Below are 23,268 nucleotides of genomic sequence, written 5' to 3' on the forward strand. Positions count from 1 at the left end.
TCGCGAGAGACAAGAGGTCATCTCAATGAATGGGCATCCGACGCCCCGATGGCGGATGTGCCGACGGCGGACGCGTGTGCGGTGAACGATGGTGGGGTCGGTCGCGTGGGCGGCGGGTGTGGAGGTTTTCCGAACGGCGGTGAGACCGGCCGAGCTCAGCGGACTGTCGGCAGGACCGCCTCGGCGGCATCGAGGACCGTGCTCAGGGCTGCGTCCTGTTGGTCGAGGCGGTATGCGAGGTGAAGCTGGGTAGCTTCGTTCGGGAGATCGAGCGGCACGGCGGTGATCCGCGAGTCGTAGCCGGCGGCGACGGAGTCGAACGTGATCGTCACACCCATTCCGGCGGCCACGAGCGCAGAGATCGACTGCGAATCGGGGGCCTCCTGGACCGTGCGCGGGCTGAACCCGGCATCGAGGCACAGGCGCATGGCGGTCTCGCGCAGGTTCGAATTCGGGCGCGCGGGCAGGAGGACGAAAGGCTCATCGGCGAGCTCTGCGACGTCGATCTTCTTCCGATTCGCCAGGCGATGTGAACTCGGCAAGGCGACACATGGGCGCTCGATCGCCACTGGGCGACCCGCGATGAGCGGAGGCCGCCGACGCCAGCGGACCAGCGCGAGGTCGAGAGTGCCGTCCATGATCCTCTCGAGGCCTTCGTCGGCATAGACCGTCGACTCGAGGTGGAAGGCGATGCCCGGATTGCGTTCGTGCGAGGCTGCCACGAGGGTGGCGGCGAGGTCCCGGGAGGATGGATGCGAGTAGCCGAAGCGCACGCGTCCGACCTCGCCGCTGGAGGAGCGGTGGACGGATTCGATGGCGGCCTGCTGGGTGGCGAGCATGTGTTTGGCCGGTTCGAGCAGAGCCTCACCGGCGGGGGAAAGGCTGACTGAGCGCGTCGTGCGTTGGAACAGTGAGGCGCCGAGTTCGGTCTCCAGGGAGCGGATGGTGCGGCTCAGCGGGGGCTGGGCCATGCCGAGGCGTTCGGCGGCGCGGCCGAAGTGGAGTTCCTCGGCGACGGCGACGAAGGCGCGGATCTGCTGCAGCTCCACTGTGTTCTCCTGTATCAGGCGGTCCGGGCGAATGCCTTAATTATTGCATGAATTGACAATAATCACAGAGATATTTTGCGGATTTCGGTAATTGCTATAGCCTGCGAACCATGCACAGTGACACAGTCGTCAGTCTGCCTGAGGCCATCGAACGCTACGTCGAGGACGGGGCCACGGTGGCGCTCGAGGGGTTCTCCCACCTTATCCCGTTCGCCGCCGGACACGAGATCATCCGACAGGGAATCTCCGGACTCACCTTCTGCCGGCTCACCCCCGATCTGCTCAGCGACATGATGATCGCCGCCGACTGCGTCGATCGCCTTGTCTGCTCCTTCTTCGCCTCCGGTTCGGCCGGCAGCCTCTACGAGGTGCGGCGCCGCATCGAATCGGCCGACCCGCGGCCGCTCGCGGTCGAAGAGTACTCACACCACGCGATGACCCTGCGCTATCACGCCGGAGCCGCTCGCCTGCCGTTTGCTCCGATCGGCTCCTTCGTCGGCTCCGACATCCCCGGCATCAACCCGGACATCCGCTCCGTCGTCGACCCGTATTCGGGCAAGAAGACGTACGTCGTGCCACCCCTCAACCCCGATGTCACGATCATCCACGCCCAGCGCGCCGACCGTAATGGCAACGTCCAGATCTGGGGCATCACCGGCACTCAGCAGGAAGCCGTCTACGCGGCCGACCATGTCATCGTCACCGTCGAGGAGATCGTCGACGACGAGGTCGTCCGCTCCGACCCGAACCGCACTCTCATCCCGGCTCACGCCGTCGACGCGGTGTGCGAAGTGCGAACCGGGGCGCACCCGTCCTATGTGCAGGGCTCCTACGATCGCGACAATGCCTTCTATCGCGAATGGACCGCGATCTCGAAGGACCCCGCCCGGTTGCAGGAGTGGCTCGACGTCCATGTGCGCGGGGCCCGCGACCATGCCGAATACCTGGAATCGATCGGTCACGATCGTCTCCGCGGTCTGCTCGTGGATCCGCGCCCCTCGGGCGTGGTCGATTACGGACGCCGTATGCAACCGAGCGAAGGGAGCCTGAAGTGAGCACCGCCTCGGCGAAGGACTTCACCGAAACCGAACTCATCGTCTGCGCGGCTGCGAAGATGCTCGCCCGCAGCCGCACCGTCTTCGCCGGCGTCGGGCTGCCCACGCTGGCCGTCGACCTCGCCCACCGCACGGTGAATCCGAGCATCCAGCTCATCTACGAATCCGGGGTCGCCGGCGCGCACCCCGAATCGATGGCCGAAGGCATCGCGGACTCCGTCGTCGTCTCCGGGGCCGAGGCGGTCGTCAGCATGCATGCCCTCTTCGGCTACGTCCTCCAAGGAGGGAACGTCGATGTGGGATTCCTCGGTGCAGCGCAGGTGGACCGGTTCGGTTCGCTCAACACCACCGTCATCGGTGACTGGGAATCTCCGAAAGTGCGCCTGCCCGGTTCGGGCGGCGCCGCCGACATCATGGCCAATGCCGGAGAGGTCTTCGTCGTCCTCCGCCGCCATGACCCGGCCGCCTTCCCCGCCGAACTCGACTTCGTCACCTCGGCCTCGCCCGTGCGCGCGGCGGCGCAGCCGGACTTCATCCAACCGCGCGGATTCGGTGTCTCCACCGTCATCACCCCGCTGGGGATCCTGCGGCGGCGTGAGCGCCTCGGCGAGCTCGAACTCAGCGAGGTCCACCCGGGAGTGACCGTCGAGCAGGTGCAGGAAGCGACCGGCTGGGACCTCGCCGTCGCCGAGGATGTCACGCAGACCCAAGCGCCGACGGCCGAAGAAGTGCGCCTGCTCCGCGACGAGATCGACACGGTCCGCCTCTACCTGCGCTGAGGCGGGGGCGGGCTGACTCCTGCGCAACGGCCCTGTTTACAACGGATAGCACATGTTGCAACTAGTGCTATTGGTCGTAGACAGGGCTGCTGGCGCTATTTGGCCGAAGAAGTCGGGGACGCAGTTCTGCGACCACACAACTTGATGTGGCCCCAGTCCAATAGGAACTCGGGGCCGCACCGTCGTAAAAGCCGAGGCCTAGGTGTACTTCCCCGACACGTTGTGAACGGTAGTTGAAACACAACGAAGACCTCCGATACCGATATGGGTAACCACACTCATGATCGAGTCCCGGAGGTCTTCATGACACACCGTAACGCACCACTGACCATCGAGGGCAGACGCCGCCTTGTCGCTCTCGTCATCGATGATGGATGGTCCCAGCGCCGAGTCGCCGAACGCTTCCAAGTCTCATCGGCAACAGTGTCCAGATGGGTGCGTCGACACCGTGCAGGCGATGGTCTCGACGACCGCTCGAGCCGACCACACCACAGCCCTGCACGACTGTCGACCAAACGGGAACGACGTATCCTCGCGTTGCGGATCACTCGGCGGTGGGGTCCGCACCGGATCAGCTACCACCTTCACATCCCACGCTCGACTGTCGGTCGAGTCCTGAACCGGTACCAGATGCCGTTGTTGGCTCATGTCGACCAGATGACCGGGCTGCCGGTGCGTAAGCCGGCCCCGATCCGTTACGAGGTCGAGGCTCCCGGGCGCCTGGTCCATGTCGATATCAAGAAGCAGGGCCGGATCCCCGACGGGGGCGGGTGGCGTGCTCATGGGCGTGGGTCAGCTCAGGACAGGAAAGTCGGCTCCCATCGAGGTCGTGCCGCCCGGGCCGGAGCTGCGGGCTCGCGTGGGTACCGGTTCCTTCACCACGCTGTCGATGACTACTCGCGAGTCGCGTACTCCGAGATCCTCGATGATGAGCGCAAGGATACTGCGTCCGGGTTCTGGCGGCGTGCGGACGAGTTCTTCGCGAGTATCGGTGTTCAGGTCACGGCAGTGATGACCGATAACGGATCCTGCTACCGTTCTCGGGCCTTCGCGGAGGCTCTTGGTGAGGGTGTGAAACACCGCAAAACGAAACCCTACCGACCACAGACGAATGGGAAGGTCGAGCGATTCAACCGGACTCTCGATGCCGAGTGGGCTTATACGAGGGTGTATGCCAGCGAAGCCGAGCGTGCAGCGGCCTACGAGGCGTGGGTCCATGACTATAATTTCCATCGACCCCATACCGGTATTGGCGGACTCACACCATCAGCTCGTGTTCACAACCTCACGGGGAAGTACACCTAGGGGGTGACGGGAGCGCGCGCCGGTGCAGGTTCTGAGCCCGCGCCTGTGGCGTCGGCGGCCGGTGCGGAACCGGCGGCCGCTGACACGGAACCGGTCGCGTCAGTCACGCCCTTCGAGTCGGCGTCGCGCTCGACCTTCTCGGCGGCGAGAGCTGCGGCGAACTCCTCCTCGTCGGCGGCCTCGGCCTTCGAGTTCTCGCTGGCCGTCCAGCCGGTCTTGTTGAGCAGGATGAGCGTGCAGACGAGGGAGACGAGGGCATAGCCGGCGCTGAGGATCGCCACCGGAACGATGGATCCGGAGCTCGTGTACATCCACTGTGCGGCCGCAGCGGTGCCGCCTCCGACGGTCATCGAACACAGCTGGTAGGCCAGCGAGATGCCCGTGTACCGGACCCGCGTGGGGAACGCCCGGGCGATGATGCCGCCGATGCCGGCGTAGAACAGCGAGTGCAGAACGGTCGCAGCGGCCATGGCTGCCAGCGCGATGCCGGGATGGCCCAGTTCGATCGCGAAGAACATGAGCGGCATGAGGACGAACTCCGGCAGGATGATCCAGAAGATCGCCTTGCGCATGTCCTTGACCCGATCGAGGATGATCGCGCCGAAGGGCTGGACGATGAACTGCACGACGAGCGCGAGCGTGACGACGGCGAGGAACGTCGACGAGCTGTACGCCCAAGAGTGAGAGGTGTCCGTGGCCCAGGCCGTGGCGAACGTCGTCTTGAGGTAGGTGACCTGGATGAGCGGCAGCGCACCGGCGCCGAGGAGGATGAGCACCCAGTGCTTCCTGATCGCCTCGAAGGCGGGAACCTTGGCGACGGCGTCCTTCTTCTTCACGACCTTCATGTTCTCCGGCTCTTCGAGCTTGAGGCGGATGACGAGGCCGATGACGATGAGGAAGATCGAGGCGAGGAACGCGATCCTCCAGCCGTAGAGGAGGAACTGCGGAGTCGGCAGCAGCGCGAGGAGGAAGAACATGCCCGAGGAGATGAGATTTCCTGCCGGTGATCCCTGCTGGGCGAAGGCCGAGTAGAGGACTCCCTTGCCCTTCGGGGCGTTCTCGCTGGCGATGAGCACGGATCCGCCCCATTCGCCGCCGACCGCGATGCCCTGCAGGATGCGCAGGCAGGTGAGGATGATCGGAGCGGCGATGCCGATGGTCGCATATCCGGGCAGCAGTCCGACGAGGAACGATGCCGCGCCCATCAGCACGAGCGTGACGACGAGGGTCTTCTTCCGGCCGTACTTGTCACCGAAGTGACCGAAGATGATGCCGCCGAGCGGACGAGCGAGGAAGCCCGCCCACAGTGTGACGAAGGAGAGCAGAGTGCCGACGCCGGCAGGCAGGGTGTCGGGGAAGAAGACATGCCCGAAGACCAGCGCCGAGGCGGTGCCGTAGATGTAGAAGTCGTACCACTCGATGGTGGTTCCGATGAATGATGCGATTCCGGCTTTGCGGGCACGTTTCGCGGTGTTGACCGAATCAGACATGCGATTCCTCTCAGGTGGAGCGTCATTGCGCCGACCGATGCCAGGGGTCTCTGACGTGGCATGGGTGCTCGTTCACCGTAAGTTGCCCTAGTGGGCCACGCAAACACTTTTTGGTTATGTCGTCATAACCTAGAGTGATGCTATAGCTGAGTTCCCTTATGTTCTGCGGCTTACCGGGCCGTAAGACGCGAGGAGAGAATTTCTGCTGATACTGGCACCGGTAGTCGAGTAGCGGATTGTTGCGCGATGTGTATCAGAGTGCGGCCATACCCTCGCCGAGGCGGCTGTGCCCACGCGTGAAGCGAAGCGGATGCGCTCGCTCGCCGTTGCGGTGCCGGGCGGGGTGGGGCCGCCCGGTTCCAGCCGGGCCGGAGTGTCCGTGCGGCGGGGCTCGGTTCCTCAGTCGGCGACCGGGTCGGCGAGTGATTCCGAGGCGATGACGAGGTCGAGGGCGAGGTCGCCGATGAGTGTCGACTGATCCTCCCGGCGGACGGTGATCCATGCCTGCGGGGCATTCGGGCGAGTGCCGACCCGAGTGAAGATCAGTCGCTCATCGCCGTGGTAGCTGCGGGCCACCGGTGAGGGGACAAGCGAGACGCCGAGTCCGTGGGCGACCATCTCGACGGCGGCCGACCAGCTGGCTGTCCGATGGTGGATCTGCGGTTCGAAGCCGTGCGTGCGGCAGATGCCGACGACGGTGTCGTGATAGATCGGGGACGCGCTCTTGCGGAAGATGACGAACGGGGAATCGACCGCCTCGGCGATGGTGGTGATCGGTGAGCCCGCTGGAGCGCACAGCCAGAACGATTCCCGGGCAGCCGGAGTGCAGACGACGCCGGGATGTTGGAGGGGCATGTGTCCGCAGGCGATGTCGATGTCGTGGCCGAGCAGCATGTCCGACTGCGCCGCCGAGGTGGCCTCCTCGGTGGTGACGAGGATGTCCGGGTGCGCTGCGGAGAAGTCCGTGATCGTCTGCGGCAGGCCGCGATGGAGGAAGGTGGCCACTGTGCCGATCGAGATCGACGTCGGCGCCCCCGTGTTCACGGCCGCCGCATATTCGTCGAAACGGTGGGCGGCTCCGACGGCGGACTTCGCATAGGGCAGCAGCGCCTCTCCGGCGGCGGTCAGCTTCGTCACGGGACTGCGGTTGAACAGCGGTTTGCCGACGAAGTCCTCGAGTCTCTTGAGTTCGGCGCTCAGCGCCGGCTGTGAGATGTTCACCGCGTCGGCGGCGAGCTGGAACTTGCCGTGCTCTGCCAAGGCGATGAAGTACTGGAGGCGCTTGAGACTCGGTTCAGCCATAACCGAAGATTATCAGGGATAAGAGAAATGTCTTTGTCAGCCCCAGGTTCTCGGGCATACGGTCGAAGAAACCATCAAAGGAGATTATCTTGCGTGAGACTGCTTCGTCGCCCGATGCGACCATGACCCCCGTGCCGGACAGCTACGGCATCGACCGCTTCGCCGACGACCGGTCGCTGAAGGACCTCCTGCCGCTCTACCTAGACGAGAAGCTGCTCGCGCACCTCCGGCCAGTGTTCGAGGACCTCGGGCCCCGCCTCGGCGGAGAGCTCGACGACCTCGCTCACGATGCCGACGTCAACCCTCCGGTGCTCAAGCACCGCACCCGCAACGGCGCCGATCAGCAGTCGATCGAAATCCATCCGGCCTACCGGCGCCTGCAGGAAGTCGCCTTCGGCGAACTCGGACTGGCCGCAATGAGCCACCGGCCCGGTGTCCTCGATTGGGACGAACCGATGCCGCCGATCGTCAAATACCTCCTCGTCTACCTGTTCACGCAGGCGGAATTCGGGCTGCTGTGCCCGGTGAACATGACCGACTCGCTCACCCGCACCCTGCGCAAGTACGGTTCACCCGAACTCGTCGAGCGCTTCATCGGCGGACTGACGAGCACCGATGTCGACACCCTGACCCAGGGCGCGATGTTCATGACCGAACAGGACGCCGGCTCCGACGTCGGCCGGGCGACGACCACGGCCGTCGACAACGGCGACGGTACCTGGGCGCTGACCGGTGAGAAGTGGTTCTGCTCGAACGCCGACGCCGAACTCGCCATGGTCCTCGCCCGCCCCGAGGGTGCACAGCCCGGTATCAAAGGCATCGGACTCTTCCTCTTACCGCGCACTCTTGAGGACGGTTCGCCGAACTCCATGCGCATCGTCCGCCTCAAGGACAAGCTCGGCACCCGGTCGATGCCCAGCGGCGAGATGAGCCTGCAGGGAGCGACGGCCTACCTCGTCGGCGATATCGGACGCGGATTCGTGCAGATGGCCGATATGGTCAACTCCTCCCGCCTGTCCAACGCCGTGCGCGCGGCTGGCCTCATGCGGCGGGCCTTCGGCGAGTCGAAGTTCATCTGCCGCAATCGCGAAGCCTTCGGTTCGACGTTGAGCAAGCTGCCCCTGCAGCGTCGCCAGCTCGCGAAGATCATGACGACCACGGAACAGGCGCTGTCGATCTCCCTGCACACGGCGGACGTCTTCGCCCGGGCCGATGCCGGTGACGCCGAAGCCGCCTCGGTTCTGCGCATCCTCACCCCGCTCATCAAGTTCCGCGCCACCCGCGACGCCCGCAAGGTCACCGCGGACGCGATGGAGATCCGCGGCGGAGTCGGCTACATCGAGGAATACGGCGACGCCCGCGTCTTCCGCGATTCCCAGCTCGGATCGATCTGGGAGGGCACCTCAAACATCGTCGCCCTCGACGTCATCCGCGCCGCCCACCGGGCGGGCACACTCAAACCGCTGTTCCTGCACCTGGAGACGCTCATCGCCGAGGCGGCCGACCTCCCGGCCGCGTTCCGCAGCCAGATCCAATCGCTGAGCTCGACGCTGCTGCACGCGCTCGAGTCCACGCCCGAAGGTGTTGAGCAGGCACGGGTGCGTCAGCTCGCGACCGCGACCTACAACCTCGTGTGCGCGTCCATCATGGCCTCGGAAGGCGCGCGGATCGGAGACAGCCGCGGCGACTGGTCGCGCATCGTCATCGCCGCACTGGTACTGCGCCACAAGCTGATGCCGCAGAACCCGCTCGTCCCGGTCGTCGAAGACGACGCCGTACTCGACGCCCTCATCGACGGTGTCGGTATGGGCCGGGACGAAGCGTTCGCGGCTGTCGAGGAGATCCTCGGCGAAGGTGGAGCAGCTCAGTCCGCCGAGGATGGAACTGCGCGTTCCGGAGGGAGCGGGCAGTGAGCGCGGGAGCACTCGCCGGGATCACGGTCATCGATCTCTCGCGCATCCTCGGCGGGCCCTATTGCACGCAGATCCTGGCCGATCACGGTGCCGAGGTTATCAAGGTCGAACCTCCGGCCGGCGATGATACGCGCAGCTGGGGGCCGCCGTTCGTGGCGCCGGAAGTGTCGAGCTACTTCGCCGGGATCAACCGGAACAAGCGGATGATCACCCTCGACCTGCGCACCGAGGAGGGACAGGAGGCGCTGCACGGGCTGCTGGCCGGGGCCGATGTGCTCGTCGAGAATTTCAAGACCGGGACCCTGGCGAAGTGGGGGCTTGACCCGGTGTCGGACATTCCGGACCGCTACCCGCACCTCGTGCACGCGTCCATCACCGGCTTCGGCGATGACGGTCCGCTGGGTGGGCGGCCCGGATACGACGCGATCATCCAGGCGATGTCGGGACTGATGTCGGTCAACGGGGATGAGTCGACCGGGCCGATGCGCATCGGCATGCCCGCCGTCGACATGGTCACCGGGCTCAACGCGGCCATCGGCGTGCTCATGGCGCTGCAGGAGCGGGTGACCAGCGGACGCGGTCAGCGGGTCGAGACGACGCTCTTCGACTGCGGAATCTCCGTCATGCATCCGCACCTGCCGAACTTCTTCGGCGGTGGGGCCGTGCCGAAGCTGTCCGGCAACGACCATCCGAACATCGCCCCGTATTCGGCGTTCGCGACCGGGGCCGGGCAGGTATTCATCACTGCCGGAAACGACGGGCAGTTCGCCAAGCTCGTCGACCACCTCGGTGCTCCGGGGCTCGCCCGGGACCCGCGGTTCGTCGACAATGCTGCGCGTCTGGGCAACAGGGATGCGCTGCGGACCGAACTCGAAGCGCTCATGGTCTCGACGTCGGCAGAGGCGCTGTCCGAGGAGCTCATGAGCATCGGCGTTCCCGCCGGTCCGATCCTCGACGCCGCCGAGGTGGTCGAGCATCCGCATACCGCGCACCGGGAGATGGTCGTGGAGATGGGCGACGGCTACCGCGGGGTGGCCTCGCCGATCAAGCTCGCCCGGACTCCGGCCAGCTACCGGATCTCGCCGGTGCAGCGGGTGGCAGAGGTTTCCGGCGAGGAAGATGGCGAAAGGCAGTATGGCGCGGAGGTCGACGGTCGGGTGTACGCGGCTGTCGAGGAGTCGGCGAGGATCTGAACGAAACTGCCGGGGCTGCCTCGGTGGGAAATCTGTGTGGGTGGCGCGTGGAACCGACCAGTGCTGCGTGAGTCTCGGGGAACGGCGAACCCGGCGTCGATTCATCTGTGTCCGAAATGTCGGACGGAACTTGATGCGGGCCACTTCCGCATTCTGCTCCAGTCGTCAGAATGGATGGTGTAGTCAGAGCCGACAGCGCAGGGGAGTCCACACCTCGGCGCGACGGCGAAGCGGCAGCCAAGCATCCGCCTCGTCGGACACAGCGACAAGGAGAATCCCATGACCACCAAGCCGTCGTTCACCCAGCACGACCCGTCCCGCGTCATCCGTGCCGACCGCGGAACCGAGATCACCGCGAAGTCCTGGCAGACCGAAGCACCCAAGCGCATGCTCATGAACAACCTCGACCCCGAGGTCGCCGAACGTCCCGAGGACCTCGTCGTCTACGGCGGCACCGGTCGCGCCGCCCGCTCCTGGGAAGCCTACGATGCGATCGTGCGCACCCTCGATGACCTCGAGGACGACGAGACCCTGCTCATCCAGTCGGGCAAGCCCGTCGGTGTCATGCGCACCCATGAATGGGCCCCGCGCGTGCTTATTGCGAACTCCAACCTCGTCGGCGACTGGGCCAACTGGGAGCACTTCCGCGAACTCGAGGCCGAAGGCCTCATGATGTACGGCCAGATGACCGCCGGGTCCTGGATCTACATCGCCACCCAGGGCATCCTCCAGGGCACCTACGAGACCTTCGGCGCCATCGCCCGCAAGCGCTTCGACGGCACCCTCGCCGGAACCCTGACCATCACCGCCGGCTGCGGCGGAATGGGCGGAGCCCAGCCGCTGTCCGTGACCCTCAACGGCGGCGCCTGCCTCATCATCGACGTCGACAAGACCCGCCTCGATCGCCGCAAGGGCAAGCGCTACCTCGACGAAGTCGAAACCGACCTCGACACCGCACTGGCCAAGGTCATCGAAGCGAAGAAGAACAAGCAGGCCCTGTCCGTCGGACTCGTCGGCAACGCCGCCGAGATCCTCCCGCTCATCCTCGATCGCCCCGAGGCTGCTGAAGTCGACATCGTCACCGACCAGACCTCGGCCCACGACCCGCTGTCCTACCTGCCGGTGGGCGTGAGCGTCGACGACTGGCACGAAGAGGCCGAGCAGGATGCCGAGAAGTTCACCATTCGCGCCGAGGAGTCCATGGCCAAGCATGTGAAGGCCATGGTCGAATTCCAGGACCGCGGCGCCGAGGTCTTCGATTACGGCAACTCGATCCGCGACGAAGCCCGCAAGGCCGGCTATGACCGTGCCTTCGAATTCCCCGGTTTCGTCCCCGCCTATATCCGCCCCCTCTTCTGCGAAGGCCTCGGACCCTTCCGCTGGGTCGCGCTGTCCGGCGACCCGAAGGACATCGAGGTCACCGATCAGGCTCTCAAGGAGCTCTTCCCCGAGAACGAACACCTCCACACCTGGCTCGACGCCGCCAATGAATACGTCGAGTTCGAAGGCTTGCCGGCACGCATCTGCTGGCTCGGCTACAAGGAACGCCACCAGGCCGGTCTGCTGTTCAACCAGCTCGTCGCGGAAGGCAAGATCTCGGCCCCGATCGTCATCGGCCGTGACCACCTCGACTCCGGTTCCGTCGCCAGCCCCTACCGCGAAACCGAATCCATGCTCGACGGTACGGACGCCGTTGCCGACTGGCCGCTGCTCAACGCCCTGGTCAACACCTCTTCGGGTGCGACCTGGGTGTCGATCCACCACGGCGGTGGCGTCGGCATCGGCCGCTCCATCCACGCCGGACAGGTCTCCGTGGCCGACGGCACCGAGCTGGCCGCGAAGAAGCTGGCACGCCTGCTCACGAACGACCCGGGCATGGGCGTCATCCGCCACGTCGACGCCGGTTACGATCGCGCCTCCGAGGTGGCCGAAGAGCGCGGTCAGCGCGTGCCGATGATCCCCGAGCTCGACAAGCGCGACGAGGAATCCGCCGCACAGTAAGCAGTCAGCGGCGTTGCGTCGACGGCGCGGTCGCTGAATAGCTCAGAAAAAGGTGAGTAGCCCGGTTTCAAACTTGGGCTACTCACCTTTTTCTGGGCCGCGGGGAGTTCCCGACCGAGCCGGCGGGCGGGTTCACCAGACCCCCATCACTCGGCCGTCCGAAATATCGGACAAATATCTGCGGGAGAGGTTCTGCCCCGCCACCGAGCGGTCCATACTGAGAGGGAATCATTCTCGATCGGAAAGGCCCGACTCGCCATGCAGCTCATCACCGGCATCAGCGAACTCGTCGTCAACGACCTCGACACCCTCGGCGAGCTGGGCATCATCACCGATGCCGCGCTGCTCATCGACGACGGTCGGATCATCTGGTCGGGACCGTCCGCTGAGGCGGACACGGCGGTGTCGAGCCGCCTCGGTGAGAGCGTCGGAAAAGGCCTGAACGACGATGACATCGCAAACGGGGAAGTCACCTCGGCGAATGACCTCGGCGGACTCGAGACGATCGACCTCGGTGGCAAAGCCGTCATCCCCGGCTTCGTCGACAGCCACAACCACCTCATCTTCGCCGGTGATCGGTCCGAGGAATTCGCGGCCCGGATGGCCGGACAGAAGTACTCGGCCGGGGGCATCGCCACCACCGTGGCCGCCACCCGCGCAGCCACGGAATCCGAACTCGAGGCCAACCTCGTCCACCTGCTCGAGCAGGCGAAGCGGCAGGGAACGACGACGTTCGAGATCAAGTCCGGTTACGGGCTGACCGTGCCCGACGAGATCCAGGCCCTCGACATCATCAACCGGCACACCGAGGAATCGACCCTCATCGCCGCGCACGTCGTCCCGCCGGAGTTCAAGGACGAGCCGGAACGCTACGTCGACCTCGTTATCGACGAGATCATCCCGGCGGCCGAAGGCAAAGCGAAGTGGATCGACGTGTTCTGCGAAACCGGTGCCTTCACCGAGGTCCAGACCCGGCGGATCATCGAAGCCGGCAAGACCGTCGGAATGAAACCGCGGCTGCACGCCAATCAGCTCACCGAGGGCGGGGCGCTCAAGCTCGGCGCGGAACTCGGCTGCGTGTCGGTCGACCATGCGACCTTCGCTTCCGATGAGGACCTCGCCGTCCTCGCCGAGGCGGGCACCGTCGTCACCCTGTTGCCGAGCATCGAATTCTCCACCCGCCAGCCCTACCCCGACGCCCGCCGCTACGCCGACGCGGGAGTATCGCTGGCGATCGCCAGCGACTGCAATCCCGGGTCAGGGTTCTCTAACAGCATGCCGTTCGTCATCGCCATCGGCGTCCGGGACATGCACTTCACCGTCGAGCAAGCGGTGTGGGCAGCGACAGCCGGCGGGGCCAACGCCCTGCAGCGCACCGACGTCGGCCACCTCGGAGTGGGGGCCCGCGCCGACCTGGCCATCCTCGACGCACCCAGCTACCGGCACCTGGCTTACCGGCCCGGTGTGCAGCTGGTCGAACGCGTCTACTCCGGCGGTGAGCTCATCGTCGACAATCGACCCCGCGACTGAACCACCTACCCATCAGCACGGTGCGTCGACGGCGAGGAACCACCTCGGCGTCGACGTATGAGAACTTCACCCACGACTCAGACATCACACTGACGCACTCACAGAAAGGCACACGATGACCACATTCATCGATCTCGACCCCGATACGCTGACCTTCGCCGAGGTGGTCGACGTCGCCCGCCGCGACGCGAAGGTTTCCCTGTCCGATGCCACCCTGGCCCGGGTGAACAAGTACCGCGAGGCCATCGACGCCCTCGCTCAGGCGGAGAAGCCCGTCTACGGAGTCTCGACCGGATTCGGTGCGCTCGCCCAGCGTCACATCCCCGCGGAACTGCGCACCCAACTGCAGAAATCCCTCATCCGCTCCCACGCCGCCGGCGTCGGCGAACCCGTCGAACGCGAAGTCGTGCGCGCCCTCATGCTGCTGCGCGCCCGGACCCTGGCCACCGGTCGGGCCGGCGTCCGCGCCGAAGTCCTCCAGACCTACGTAGACCTGCTCAACGCCGGAATCACCCCGGTCGTCCACGAGTACGGCTCACTCGGCTGTTCCGGTGACCTCGCACCACTGTCGGCATGCGCCCTCGTCGTCATGGGCGAAGGCGTGGCCGAAGGACCCGACGGAGTGGCAGGGCCCGCCGATGAGATCCTCGCGAAGGCCGGAATCACCCCGGTCACCCTGGCCGAGAAGGAAGGCCTGGCGCTCGTCAACGGCACCGACGGCATGCTCGGCATGCTCATCATGGCCCTGACCGACCTGGAGAACCTGCTCACCGCCGTCGATGTGTCCGCGGCCATGAGCATTGAAGGACTCTTCGGCACCGACGCCGTCTTCGCCCCTGAACTCCACTACGCGCTGCGCCCGCACGACGGCCAGGCCGCCTCGGCCGCGAACATGCTCGCCGCGCTCGCCGACTCCGGCATCACTGCTAGCCACCGCGACTCCACCCACCTCGTCCAGGACGCGTACTCGATGCGCTGCGCCCCGCAGGTCAACGGCGCCGCCCGCGACGCCGTCGCCTTCGCCACCCAGGTGGCCGAACGCGAACTGCGGGCCGCCATCGACAACCCCGTCGTGCTCACCAATGGAATGGTGTCCTCGAACGGCAACTTCCACGGTGCACCGCTGGCCCATGCCTTGGACTTCCTGGCCATCGTCGCCGCCGACGTCGCCTCGATGTCCGAACGCCGCACCGACCGGATGATGGATGTCGCCCGCAACCAGAACCTCACCCCGTTCCTCGCCGATGACGCCGGCGTCGACTCCGGCCTGATGATCGCCCACTACACGCAGGCGGCCATGGTCTCCGAGGCCAAACGCGGCGCCACTCCGGCCTCGGTCGACTCGATCCCGTCCTCGGCCATGCAGGAAGACCACGTGTCCATGGGGTGGTCGGCCGCACGCAAGCTGCGTAAGGTCGTCGACAACCTCGCCTCCGTCGTCGGCATCGAACTCTATGCCGCCTCCCGAGCCTGCGATATGCGCGACGCCGCACCGGCACCGGTGACCGGAGCCGTGATCGCGGCGATCCGTGAGACGGTGCCGGGGCCCGGACCCGACCGGTTCCTCTCGCCCGAACTCGCCGAGACCATTGCGAAGGTCAAGGACGGCTCGCTCGTCGCCGCCGCCGAGTCGGTCGCACCGCTGACCCACACCGTCACCGCTGCTGCCGGAACCTGGCAACCGGAAGACGGCGGACCGGCCGTCAACGATCCCGAGTTCACTGCGCTGGGCAACCTCGAAGCCGCCGCCGAGGCTTCGGGCATCTCCGCAGCCACCACCCACCAGGACTGACGCCGGGCCGGGGCGGAACCTGCGTGTGGTCCGTCCCGCCCCGCGGCTCGTCCGCACCGGACCCGACCGTCGGGCCCCTGATGCCAGGGCAGGCTGACCACGGCTCCGACACATCACCGGACCCGACCGATTTCGAACGGAGTGAACTGACAATGAGCGATGTCGTCTCGCTGCTGAGCCAGATCGAGGACACCGGCCGCGACACCCGCGGGCCGGGCTACCAGCGGCCCGGATTCTCGGCCACCGAACGGGAGCTGCGTGAGTGGTTCCTCGCCGAGGCGGACCGCCGCGGCCTCGACACAGAGATCGACGCCAACGGAATCACGTGGGCATGGGCCACCCCGCAGGGTGCGAACGCCGTCGTCACCGGTTCCCACCTCGACTCCGTGCCCGGCGGCGGCGAGTTCGACGGCCCCCTCGGCGTCGCCTCGGCGCTGGCGGCATTCGACGTGCTCAAGACCTCCGGCGCACTCGACCAGTCCACCCGGCCTCTTGCGCTAGCCGTGTTCCCCGAAGAGGAAGGCTCACGCTTCGGTGTCGCCTGCCTCGGCTCGCGGCTGCTCACCGGCGCCATCGACGTTGACCGCGCGCTCGGCCTCAAGGACGCCGCCGGTGACACCTTCGCCGACGTCGCCCGTGGCTATGGCCTCGACCCGGATCGGATCGGGCGTGACCAGTCTCGGCTGGCCGGAATCGGTTCCTTCATCGAACTCCATGTCGAACAGGGCGTCGGTCTGATCAACACCGATCAGGCCGTCGCCATCGGCTCCTCGATCATCGGTCACGGGCGCTGGCACTTCGCCTTCTCCGGTCAGGGCAACCATGCCGGCACGACTCCGATGAGTCATCGCGCCGACCCGGTGGTCGCGGCCTCCCGTGTGATCGGGGATATCCCGACCCTAGCGGCCGCCACTGACGCGAGCGCCGTGGCGACCGTGGGCCGTACCCTCATCCATCCGGGCGGGACGAACGTCATTGCTTCGACCATGAGCTTCTGGCTCGACATCCGCCATCCTGACGATGCCGTCGTCAAACAGGTGCTCGAAGCGATCAGCCGACGTGCGAAGGACCACGGCGCCGATTCCGGTGTCGAGGTGACCGTCTCGCAGGAGTCCTACTCGCCGACGACCCACTTCACCGCCGACCTCAACTCGCGCTTGACCTCGGTGCTGCCGGACGCTCCGCTGCTGCCCTCGGGCGCCGGACATGATGCCGGAATCCTCGCACCCCATGTGCCGGCGGCGATGCTCTACGTCCGCAACCCGACCGGTGTCTCCCACGCTCCCGAAGAGGCCTGCGAGGTCGACGACCAGAGGGCCGGAGTCGACGCGCTCGTCAAGGTTCTCGCCCGCGAACTCGGCATCGAACACGCCCTTGCCGACAGCAGTACCGGAGGCCCAACGGCAGGAGGTGCACGATGAGCACCCGTTACTGGTGCGAATCCGCATGGGTTGACGGAGCCGTCGCCCACGGGGTGCTGCTGAGCGCCGATGACACCGGAACGCTCACCGCGGTCGAGACCGGAATCGACGCCGCCCCCTCCGACGCCGAGGCGGTGCACGGGTTTGTCCTGCCCGGTGGAGTCAACGCGCACTCGCATGCCTTCCACCGGATGCTGCGCGGTCGCACCCACGGCGACGGCGGCACCTTCTGGACCTGGCGGGAAGTCATGTACTCCGTCGCCGCGAAACTCGACCCCCAGTCCTACGAGACCGTGGCCCGCGCTGTCTTCGCAGAGATGCTCGCCGGCGGCTACACCTCGGTGGGGGAGTTCCACTACGTCCACCACGCTCAGGACGGAACACCCTACGGCGCCGATCGTCCCCGCGGGGACGCGGCGGATCCGGTCGCCGAGGCGGACGAACACACCGAACGTCCCCGCGGGGACGCGAGCGACGCGAACGACGATGACGAACGGCGCGCCCACGCGATGGAACGAGCGCTGGCACGAGCGGCCGCCTCGGCGGGGATCCGCATCCGACTGCTCGACACCTGCTACCTCACCGGCGCCATCGACTCCGAGCTCTCGGCCGAACAGGCCCGGTTCGGCGACGGCACGATCGACGGATACATGGACCGGCACACCGACCTGATCGACACGTTTTCCGACGAGTTCCCCGTCAAGGCTCCAGGTGAGAGCTTCGTTCACGTGGGTGCGGCGATCCATTCGATCCGCGCGGTCCCAGCCGCAAACCTGCCTCGCTTCGCCGAACTGTCCGGCCCCGTGCACGTGCACCTGTCCGAGCAGCCGGCCGAAAATGACGCCTCACAAGCGGCTTACGGAGCCAGCCCGACCGAGGTGCTCGCCCGCTCGGGCGTCGTCGACGACCGGCTCTCGGCCGTCCACGCCACCCACCTGAGCGAGGAGGACATCGCGATCCTCGGCGGACCCCGATCGACGATCGTCATGTGCCCCTGCACCGAGGCGGACCTCGCCGACGGCATCGGACCGGCCCGTGAACTCGCCGACGCCGGAGCGGTGATCTCCCTCGGCTCCGACCAGCACGTCGTCCTCGACGCCCTGCGCGAGACCCAGGGGCTCGAGGCGGGGGAGCGGCTGCGGTCGGGTCAGCGCGGACGGTTCTCCCCGGCCGAGCTCATCACCGCACTCACCGAGGGCGGGGCACGCAGCCTCGACCTTCCCGTCGGCGCGCTCGAGGTCGGGAAGGCCTGCGACTTCTTGGCTCTGCGCACCGACAGCATGCGCACCATGGGCTCCCTGGACGAGCAGATCATCCTCACGGCCAGCTCGAGCGACGTGCATCTGACCGTCAGCGGCGGCCAAGTCCGCGTGCGCGACGGAGTGCACACCGAACTCGGCGAAATCGCCGAGCTCTACTCTCGGGCCTTCGCGGTCTTGGAGATGGAGGGCTGAGTCGTGGCTGAGGTTCCGGCACTGCGGCGGGCGATCGCGATCCTGCGGCATATGGCCTCGTCGAATCGGTCGATCACGGCCGGTGCTCTGGTCAGGTCGCTGGAGATTCCGCGGTCGAGCGCATATGACATCCTCGCCGTGCTCGAGGAGCTCGGGCTCGTGGCGCGCACCGAATCCGGGTATGTGCTCGGAGCCGGTGTGCACGAGCTCGGGGCGTCCTACCTGCGGACGAATCCCCTGCAGCGGTTGGCGCAGCCGATCGTCCGTCAGCTCGCCGAGGATACCGCTACGACCGCGCAGCTGGCGGTCATCCGCGGCTGGGAGACGGAGTACGTGCTCAAGGAGCAGTCGCTCAAATCCGTCGCGGTCATCACCGCCACCGGGGTGCGCATGCCGAGCTACCTCACGGCGACCGGCCGGGCGATCCTCGCCCAGCTGCCGAAGTCCGAGGTGCTGGCGATGCTGCAGTCCGAAACCGAGTTCGTCACGCGCACGGGCAAGGGCCCGACCTCGGTGAAGGCGCTCAACGCCGTGCTCGCCCAGGAACGACGGACCGGCAGCGCGATCGAACACGGCGAAGTCACGCCGGGGATCTCGACGCTCGCGGCACCGGTGTTCGATGTGCTGGGTCGCCCGATCGCGGCAATCGGCCTCTCCTTCGTCACCGAGACCCTGCCCGAGGACACCGGTCCTGTGGTCGACCGGGTCAAGGCTGCCGCCGCCGAGGTGACCGCCAAGCTGCGGTGACGGTGCTCAGTTCTGGTCACGCCACCTCCTTGGGCTGCCGGAGCTGACAATCCTCGCCGACCGCTCGCGTTGCCGTCGCTGTACTGAGTTATGCGGTGAGCGGTGGACGGTAACGTGAGCGGTCGGTGTGATCGGATCGAGCGTCAGAGTCCGAGCACTCGTCGCTCGCGCGCGACCTCCTCGACGATCTGGTGATCGCTGCGCAGTTCCTTTATCAGGGCGATGCCGAGGACGACCACGATGACGGTGAACGGCACCGCCGAGAGCATCGCCGCCTGCTGCAGGGCCTGCAGTCCGCCCACGAGGAGCAGGACCACCGCGCAGCCGCCGGTGAGGAACCCCCAGGTCGCGATCACCGGACGCCGGGGCGCGAAGGATCCCTGTGAGGACAGCGAGCTGAGGACGAAGGTGTTCGAGTCCGCGGAGGAGACGAAGAACAGGATGACCATGACGATCGTGAAGACCGAAGCGAGCATGGACAGCGGCAGCTGGTCGAGGAGGCTGAAGAAAGCGGTGTCGAGGTTGTTCTGAGTGGCCTCACCGATCCTGGCCCCATCGATGTCGAACTTGATCGCCGAACCGCCCATGACGGTGAACCAGATGAAGAACACGGCGCTGGGCACGAGCAGGACGCCGGCGACGAACTCCCGGATGGTGCGGCCCTTCGAGATCTTGGCCAGGAAGATGCCGACGAAGGCGCTCCAGGACAGCCACCACGCCATCATGAAATAAGTCCAGCCGAGCATCCATTCGCTGTCCTCGGCACTGGTCGGGGTCATGAAGCTGAGCTCGACGAAGTCTCCGGCGAAGGCGCCGATGGAGCGGACGAACAGGTTGGAGACGAAACCGCTGGGTCCGGTGATGAAGACGAAGAGCCCGAGCAGGGTCGCCATGGTCAGCGTGATCTGGGAGATGTACTTGATGCCGCGGCTCACTCCGGTCAGTGCCGAACCGGTGAAGAGGAGGGTGAGCACGGTGATGACGATGATCTGGCCGATGATGGTGGAGTCGATGCCGAGGACGGTGTTGAGGCCTTCGCCGATCTGCGAGGCACCGAGTCCCAGGGACGTCGTCGTGCCGAAGAGCGTGGCGATGATGGTGAGGATGTCGATGCAGCTGCCGACCCAGCCGTCAACGAAGCGGCCGAGGACGGGGCGCAGCATCGTGGACACGAGTGCTGGCCGGCCCTTTCGGTGGGTGGAATAGCCGATGGCCAGTCCGAAGACGCCGAAAATCGCCCAGGCTTGGAAGCCCCAGTCGAGGTAGGAGAACTGCATCGCGCGAATTGCCGCGTCCATGGTCTCCGGTTCCGCCAGTCCGTGGGGCGGGGTCATGAAGTGGGACATCGGCTCGGCCACTCCGTAGCTGACCAGGCCGATCCCCATCACGGCAGCGAGGATCATCGCCAGCCAGGTGATCGTGCGGTATTCGGGGCGGGAATCGGATGAGCCGAGGCGGAGGCGACCGAAGCGGCTGGCTGCGAACCACACGAGCATCGCGATCGCGGCGAAGGGAACGACGAGATAGATCCAGCCGAATCCGGTGGACACCGTCGTCATCGCCCGCGTCATGATGTCCGACAGGGCATCGGGGGCGATCGTTGCCCACACCATGAAGGCGATGACGGCGATGACCGAGCATATGAAGACTGTCCCGACCCGGTTGGAGCGTGGGGCCGCGACGGATGCCATCTGTGTGGTGCCCGGAGCAGCCTCGGACTCTGTACCTGCCTCGGGTCCGGTTCCGGCGGCAGGGCCGGCCCCGGGGGCAGGGGGAGGGTCGTCCGACCCGCCCGAGGAGGTGGACGCCGTGGAGCGGTCGGAACCGCCTGCAGTGCTGCTGGCGGGTTCGGGGGAGGGTGAGTTCAGCATCGTCATCGTGGTCTCCGCGCTCGTGGCCGCCTCGGCGGCAGGCATGAGCGATCGTCGGGTCGGTCGGGATCGGCAGATTACACAACAGGCCCCGCGAACTGGGTCGTTCGTGGGGCCGTGCGACTGACGAGTCTATGCGCTCGTCGCCGAATCACCGCATGTGTGAGGGCAGAAACGGCAGAGTGTGAGTCTTCTCGCGGTGGAGCATTGACGCTGCTGGGTCACGGCGACCGCTCATGTTGCCGTCGCTGGACCGAGCTATGCGGCGAGCGGTGGGCGCTGACTCGAGCGGTCGGTGAGTGTCAGGGGCAGTCAGAGGTAGGGGCGAGTGATGAGCTCGAGATACATTCCCGACGGGTCGAGGAAATACACTCCGCGACCCCCGTGTTCGGTGTTCGTCTCCTGCGGGCGAGTGCGCTGTGGGTCTGCCCAGAAATCGAGGCCGCGCTGTTTGAGCAGGTCAACGGCTCGGTCGAAATGGTCGTCAGTGCAGAGGAAGGCCATGTGCACGGGCAGAATGTCATATCCCGGTGGGGGAGTGGCGAATTGGAGCATGACTCCGTCGGAGAGCATGATGTTGGCGAACGGTCCCCAGGATTCGGTGTGTTCGGCCTCGAGGATATCGACATAGAACTGCGCCGAGGCGGCCGGATCCGCTGCGGCGATGATGGTGTGGTTGAAGGTTGCTGACATGATGAAGTCCTTTTCGAATGAGTGGTGGTTCGCTGATCGCCCGAGAACGTTTTCGGGCAGGGAGAACTGACAATTGGGAAAATGGCTTCGTCATGGGGAGGGCCGCGAGCAGAGCGCTCGTGACCTCTGCGGCTCAACTGTCGACCGGGTTACCGATCCGTGAGCGGCTGTTCGCCTGTCCGGTCATCGCCACCGAGCATACAACCCCAGGGGTCGAAGCGGAACAGCTTTCGCGAGCGCCCGACGTCGCCGACCGCTCGAGCTGCCGTCGCTGTACCGAGTTATGCGGCGCGCGCCAGGCGGTATGTCGAGCGGTGGGCGAGTGCAGACTGAGTCAAGGCGAGCGGTCGGCGGTAACCCGAGCGATCGGCGCGGGCACGCGGTTGTTCACCGCCGCTGGAGGAGGACCGCGACCTCGAGGTGCTTCGTGTGCGGGAACATGTCGAAGATCCGCGCCTGAGCCACCTCATAGGCAGGCATCCGCGCGAGATCCTTTGCCAGCGATACGGGATTGCAGCTCGAGTAGACGATGTGCTCGACACCGGAGTTCTCCAACGCTGCCGACAGTCGTGCACCAATCCCCCGCCGAGGCGGATTGACGATCACGCAGTCCGGCCGTTCGTCCGTGCTCAGGTTCTCCTCGGCGAACTCCGTGGCATCGCCGGCGAGGAACCGAGCTTCGATGCCGAGTTCGGCGGCGCTGACCTTCGCCGACTCGATCGCCTGTTCGCTGACCTCGACCCCGGTGACCCGTCGCGCAGGGGAAGCGCAGTAGAGCGCGAACCCTCCGACGCCGCAGTACAGATCCCACAGGCTCGAAGCCTCGACAGCGTCCACCCACTCGGCCACTTGGTTGTAGAGCCCGATGGCGACAGTGGTATTCGTCTGGAAGAAGGACTGCGGCCGCAGATGGAGATCGACCCGATCGAGGTTCATCCGCAGCGATTCGCCGCGCAGCATCTCTTCGCGGCTGCCCTCGAGCACGGCCTTGTGCTCGGGCAGCAGATTCACCGACACCACGGACGCATTGGGGATGACTTCGAAGAGCCGACCCTTCCGCGATCGCAGCACGTCCAGCCCATGCTGAGTGCGGACGACGAAACGAATCATCAGCTCACCCGACGGTGCCGCCGTGACATGGACGAACTTCAACTCCCCGCGGCGAGCAGCAACATCATAAGGCTCGAGTCCGGTGGCATCGAGGAAGTCCGCAAGCACTGGGAGCACCGCCCGGATCGCCGGGGCCTGAATCCCGCAGTCACGCAGATCGACACCGTGGAACTCCTGATCGAGGATGCCCAAGGTGACATTCCCGGCTGACCCACCGACGGCGAGCTTCGCCCGATTCCTGAAGTCCCGGGCCCCACCGGCGAAGGTCGGCAGCCACACCCGCGGAGCAGCCTCGGCGAGGATTTCCTGGCACCAAGCTTCCTTGTCGGTGATCTGCTGCCCGTAGTGTGTTTCGATGAGCGCGCAGGAACGGCACTCCCCGCGCTCGAAATACCCGCAGGGCAGGTGCCCATGATCCGCCGAGGCGGAGGTGAGCGGCAAGGTCGTCATCCCCTCATTCTAATCGGCGATCGGCCCCGGAAAATCGTTGACCCGGTACGCCCGACAACCGTAGACTGAACGTAGCCAAATCGATTTGGTTCTGCCCTCGAAGCCCGAAGGAA

General features: G+C 66.2%; 17 protein-coding genes. 11 read left to right on the top strand and 6 right to left on the bottom strand.

What is annotated here, in order from left to right:
• Positions 1-155: 155 nt before the first annotated feature.
• A complete protein-coding gene (locus tag ACOZ9V_RS01995) occupies positions 156-1,049 on the bottom strand; it encodes a LysR family transcriptional regulator (RefSeq protein WP_434593160.1) in 894 nt (297 codons plus the stop codon).
• 110 nt (positions 1,050-1,159) lie between these two features.
• On the opposite strand from ACOZ9V_RS01995, the gene ACOZ9V_RS02000 reads away from it, so the two are divergent.
• From ACOZ9V_RS02000 to ACOZ9V_RS02010, 3 genes are all read left to right on the top strand, one after another.
• Complete coding sequence (locus ACOZ9V_RS02000; RefSeq protein WP_181271316.1) at positions 1,160-2,104, top strand: CoA transferase subunit A; 945 nt, start codon at positions 1,160-1,162, stop codon at positions 2,102-2,104.
• On the top strand, positions 2,101-2,883 hold the full coding sequence (locus tag ACOZ9V_RS02005) for a CoA-transferase subunit beta (RefSeq protein WP_434593163.1): 783 nt from the start codon (positions 2,101-2,103) through the stop codon (positions 2,881-2,883). Before ACOZ9V_RS02000 ends, ACOZ9V_RS02005 begins: the two co-directional genes overlap by 4 nt.
• Positions 2,884-3,186: 303 nt before the next feature.
• Positions 3,187-4,188, top strand: a complete 1,002-nt coding sequence (locus tag ACOZ9V_RS02010) for an IS481 family transposase (protein ID WP_434590937.1) — start codon at positions 3,187-3,189, stop codon at positions 4,186-4,188.
• Here the strand turns inward: ACOZ9V_RS02010 and ACOZ9V_RS02015 are convergent.
• Positions 4,185-5,678: an MFS transporter gene (locus tag ACOZ9V_RS02015; protein WP_434593166.1), complete on the bottom strand. Its 1,494-nt coding sequence runs from the start codon at positions 5,676-5,678 to the stop codon at positions 4,185-4,187. The genes ACOZ9V_RS02010 and ACOZ9V_RS02015 overlap by 4 nt on opposite strands.
• Before the next feature lie 399 nt (positions 5,679-6,077).
• Positions 6,078-6,980, bottom strand: a complete 903-nt coding sequence (locus ACOZ9V_RS02020) for a LysR family transcriptional regulator (RefSeq protein WP_434593169.1) — start codon at positions 6,978-6,980, stop codon at positions 6,078-6,080.
• A gap of 89 nt (positions 6,981-7,069) precedes the next feature.
• Here ACOZ9V_RS02020 and ACOZ9V_RS02025 point away from each other — a divergent pair, with 89 nt between their 5' ends.
• The 8 genes from ACOZ9V_RS02025 (at position 7,070) to ACOZ9V_RS02060 (ending at position 19,031) form a co-directional block, all read left to right on the top strand.
• Complete coding sequence (locus ACOZ9V_RS02025) at positions 7,070-8,893, top strand: acyl-CoA dehydrogenase family protein (RefSeq protein WP_434593172.1); 1,824 nt, start codon at positions 7,070-7,072, stop codon at positions 8,891-8,893.
• A complete protein-coding gene (locus ACOZ9V_RS02030) occupies positions 8,890-10,086 on the top strand; it encodes a CaiB/BaiF CoA transferase family protein (protein WP_434593175.1) in 1,197 nt (398 codons plus the stop codon). The genes ACOZ9V_RS02025 and ACOZ9V_RS02030 overlap by 4 nt, the downstream gene beginning before the upstream one ends.
• Positions 10,087-10,365: 279 nt before the next feature.
• The gene (hutU, locus tag ACOZ9V_RS02035; protein ID WP_181271313.1) at positions 10,366-12,087 is read left to right on the top strand and encodes a urocanate hydratase; all 1,722 of its coding nucleotides are present in this window, start codon (positions 10,366-10,368) and stop codon (positions 12,085-12,087) included.
• Positions 12,088-12,345: 258 nt separating this feature from the next.
• Positions 12,346-13,617: an imidazolonepropionase gene (gene hutI / locus ACOZ9V_RS02040; protein ID WP_181271312.1), complete on the top strand. Its 1,272-nt coding sequence runs from the start codon at positions 12,346-12,348 to the stop codon at positions 13,615-13,617.
• Positions 13,618-13,732: 115 nt separating this feature from the next.
• On the top strand, positions 13,733-15,409 hold the full coding sequence (hutH, locus tag ACOZ9V_RS02045) for a histidine ammonia-lyase (protein WP_434593180.1): 1,677 nt from the start codon (positions 13,733-13,735) through the stop codon (positions 15,407-15,409).
• A gap of 152 nt (positions 15,410-15,561) precedes the next feature.
• Positions 15,562-16,830 (top strand): allantoate amidohydrolase, encoded by a 1,269-nt coding sequence (locus ACOZ9V_RS02050; protein ID WP_181271310.1) that lies wholly within the window; start codon positions 15,562-15,564, stop codon positions 16,828-16,830.
• Positions 16,827-18,284: an amidohydrolase family protein gene (locus ACOZ9V_RS02055; protein WP_181271309.1), complete on the top strand. Its 1,458-nt coding sequence runs from the start codon at positions 16,827-16,829 to the stop codon at positions 18,282-18,284. The genes ACOZ9V_RS02050 and ACOZ9V_RS02055 overlap by 4 nt, the downstream gene beginning before the upstream one ends.
• A gap of 3 nt (positions 18,285-18,287) precedes the next feature.
• Positions 18,288-19,031 carry an IclR family transcriptional regulator gene (locus tag ACOZ9V_RS02060; protein ID WP_139469441.1) on the top strand — a complete coding sequence of 248 codons (744 nt, stop codon included), beginning with the start codon at positions 18,288-18,290 and terminating at the stop codon, positions 19,029-19,031.
• Between the two features lie 143 nt (positions 19,032-19,174).
• On the opposite strand, the gene ACOZ9V_RS02065 is transcribed toward ACOZ9V_RS02060, so the two are convergent.
• From ACOZ9V_RS02065 to ACOZ9V_RS02075, 3 genes are all read right to left on the bottom strand, one after another.
• Positions 19,175-20,947 (bottom strand): BCCT family transporter, encoded by a 1,773-nt coding sequence (locus tag ACOZ9V_RS02065; protein ID WP_229664047.1) that lies wholly within the window; start codon positions 20,945-20,947, stop codon positions 19,175-19,177.
• A 267-nt stretch (positions 20,948-21,214) separates the two neighbouring features.
• Positions 21,215-21,595 (bottom strand): VOC family protein, encoded by a 381-nt coding sequence (locus ACOZ9V_RS02070; protein ID WP_181271308.1) that lies wholly within the window; start codon positions 21,593-21,595, stop codon positions 21,215-21,217.
• Positions 21,596-21,982: 387 nt separating this feature from the next.
• Positions 21,983-23,155 (bottom strand): methyltransferase domain-containing protein, encoded by a 1,173-nt coding sequence (locus ACOZ9V_RS02075; RefSeq protein ID WP_181271307.1) that lies wholly within the window; start codon positions 23,153-23,155, stop codon positions 21,983-21,985.
• Between the last annotated feature and the right edge of the window lie 113 nt (positions 23,156-23,268).

Source organism: Brevibacterium sp. 1718 (genome assembly GCF_051131255.1).
GTDB lineage: Bacteria > Actinomycetota > Actinomycetes > Actinomycetales > Brevibacteriaceae > Brevibacterium > Brevibacterium sediminis.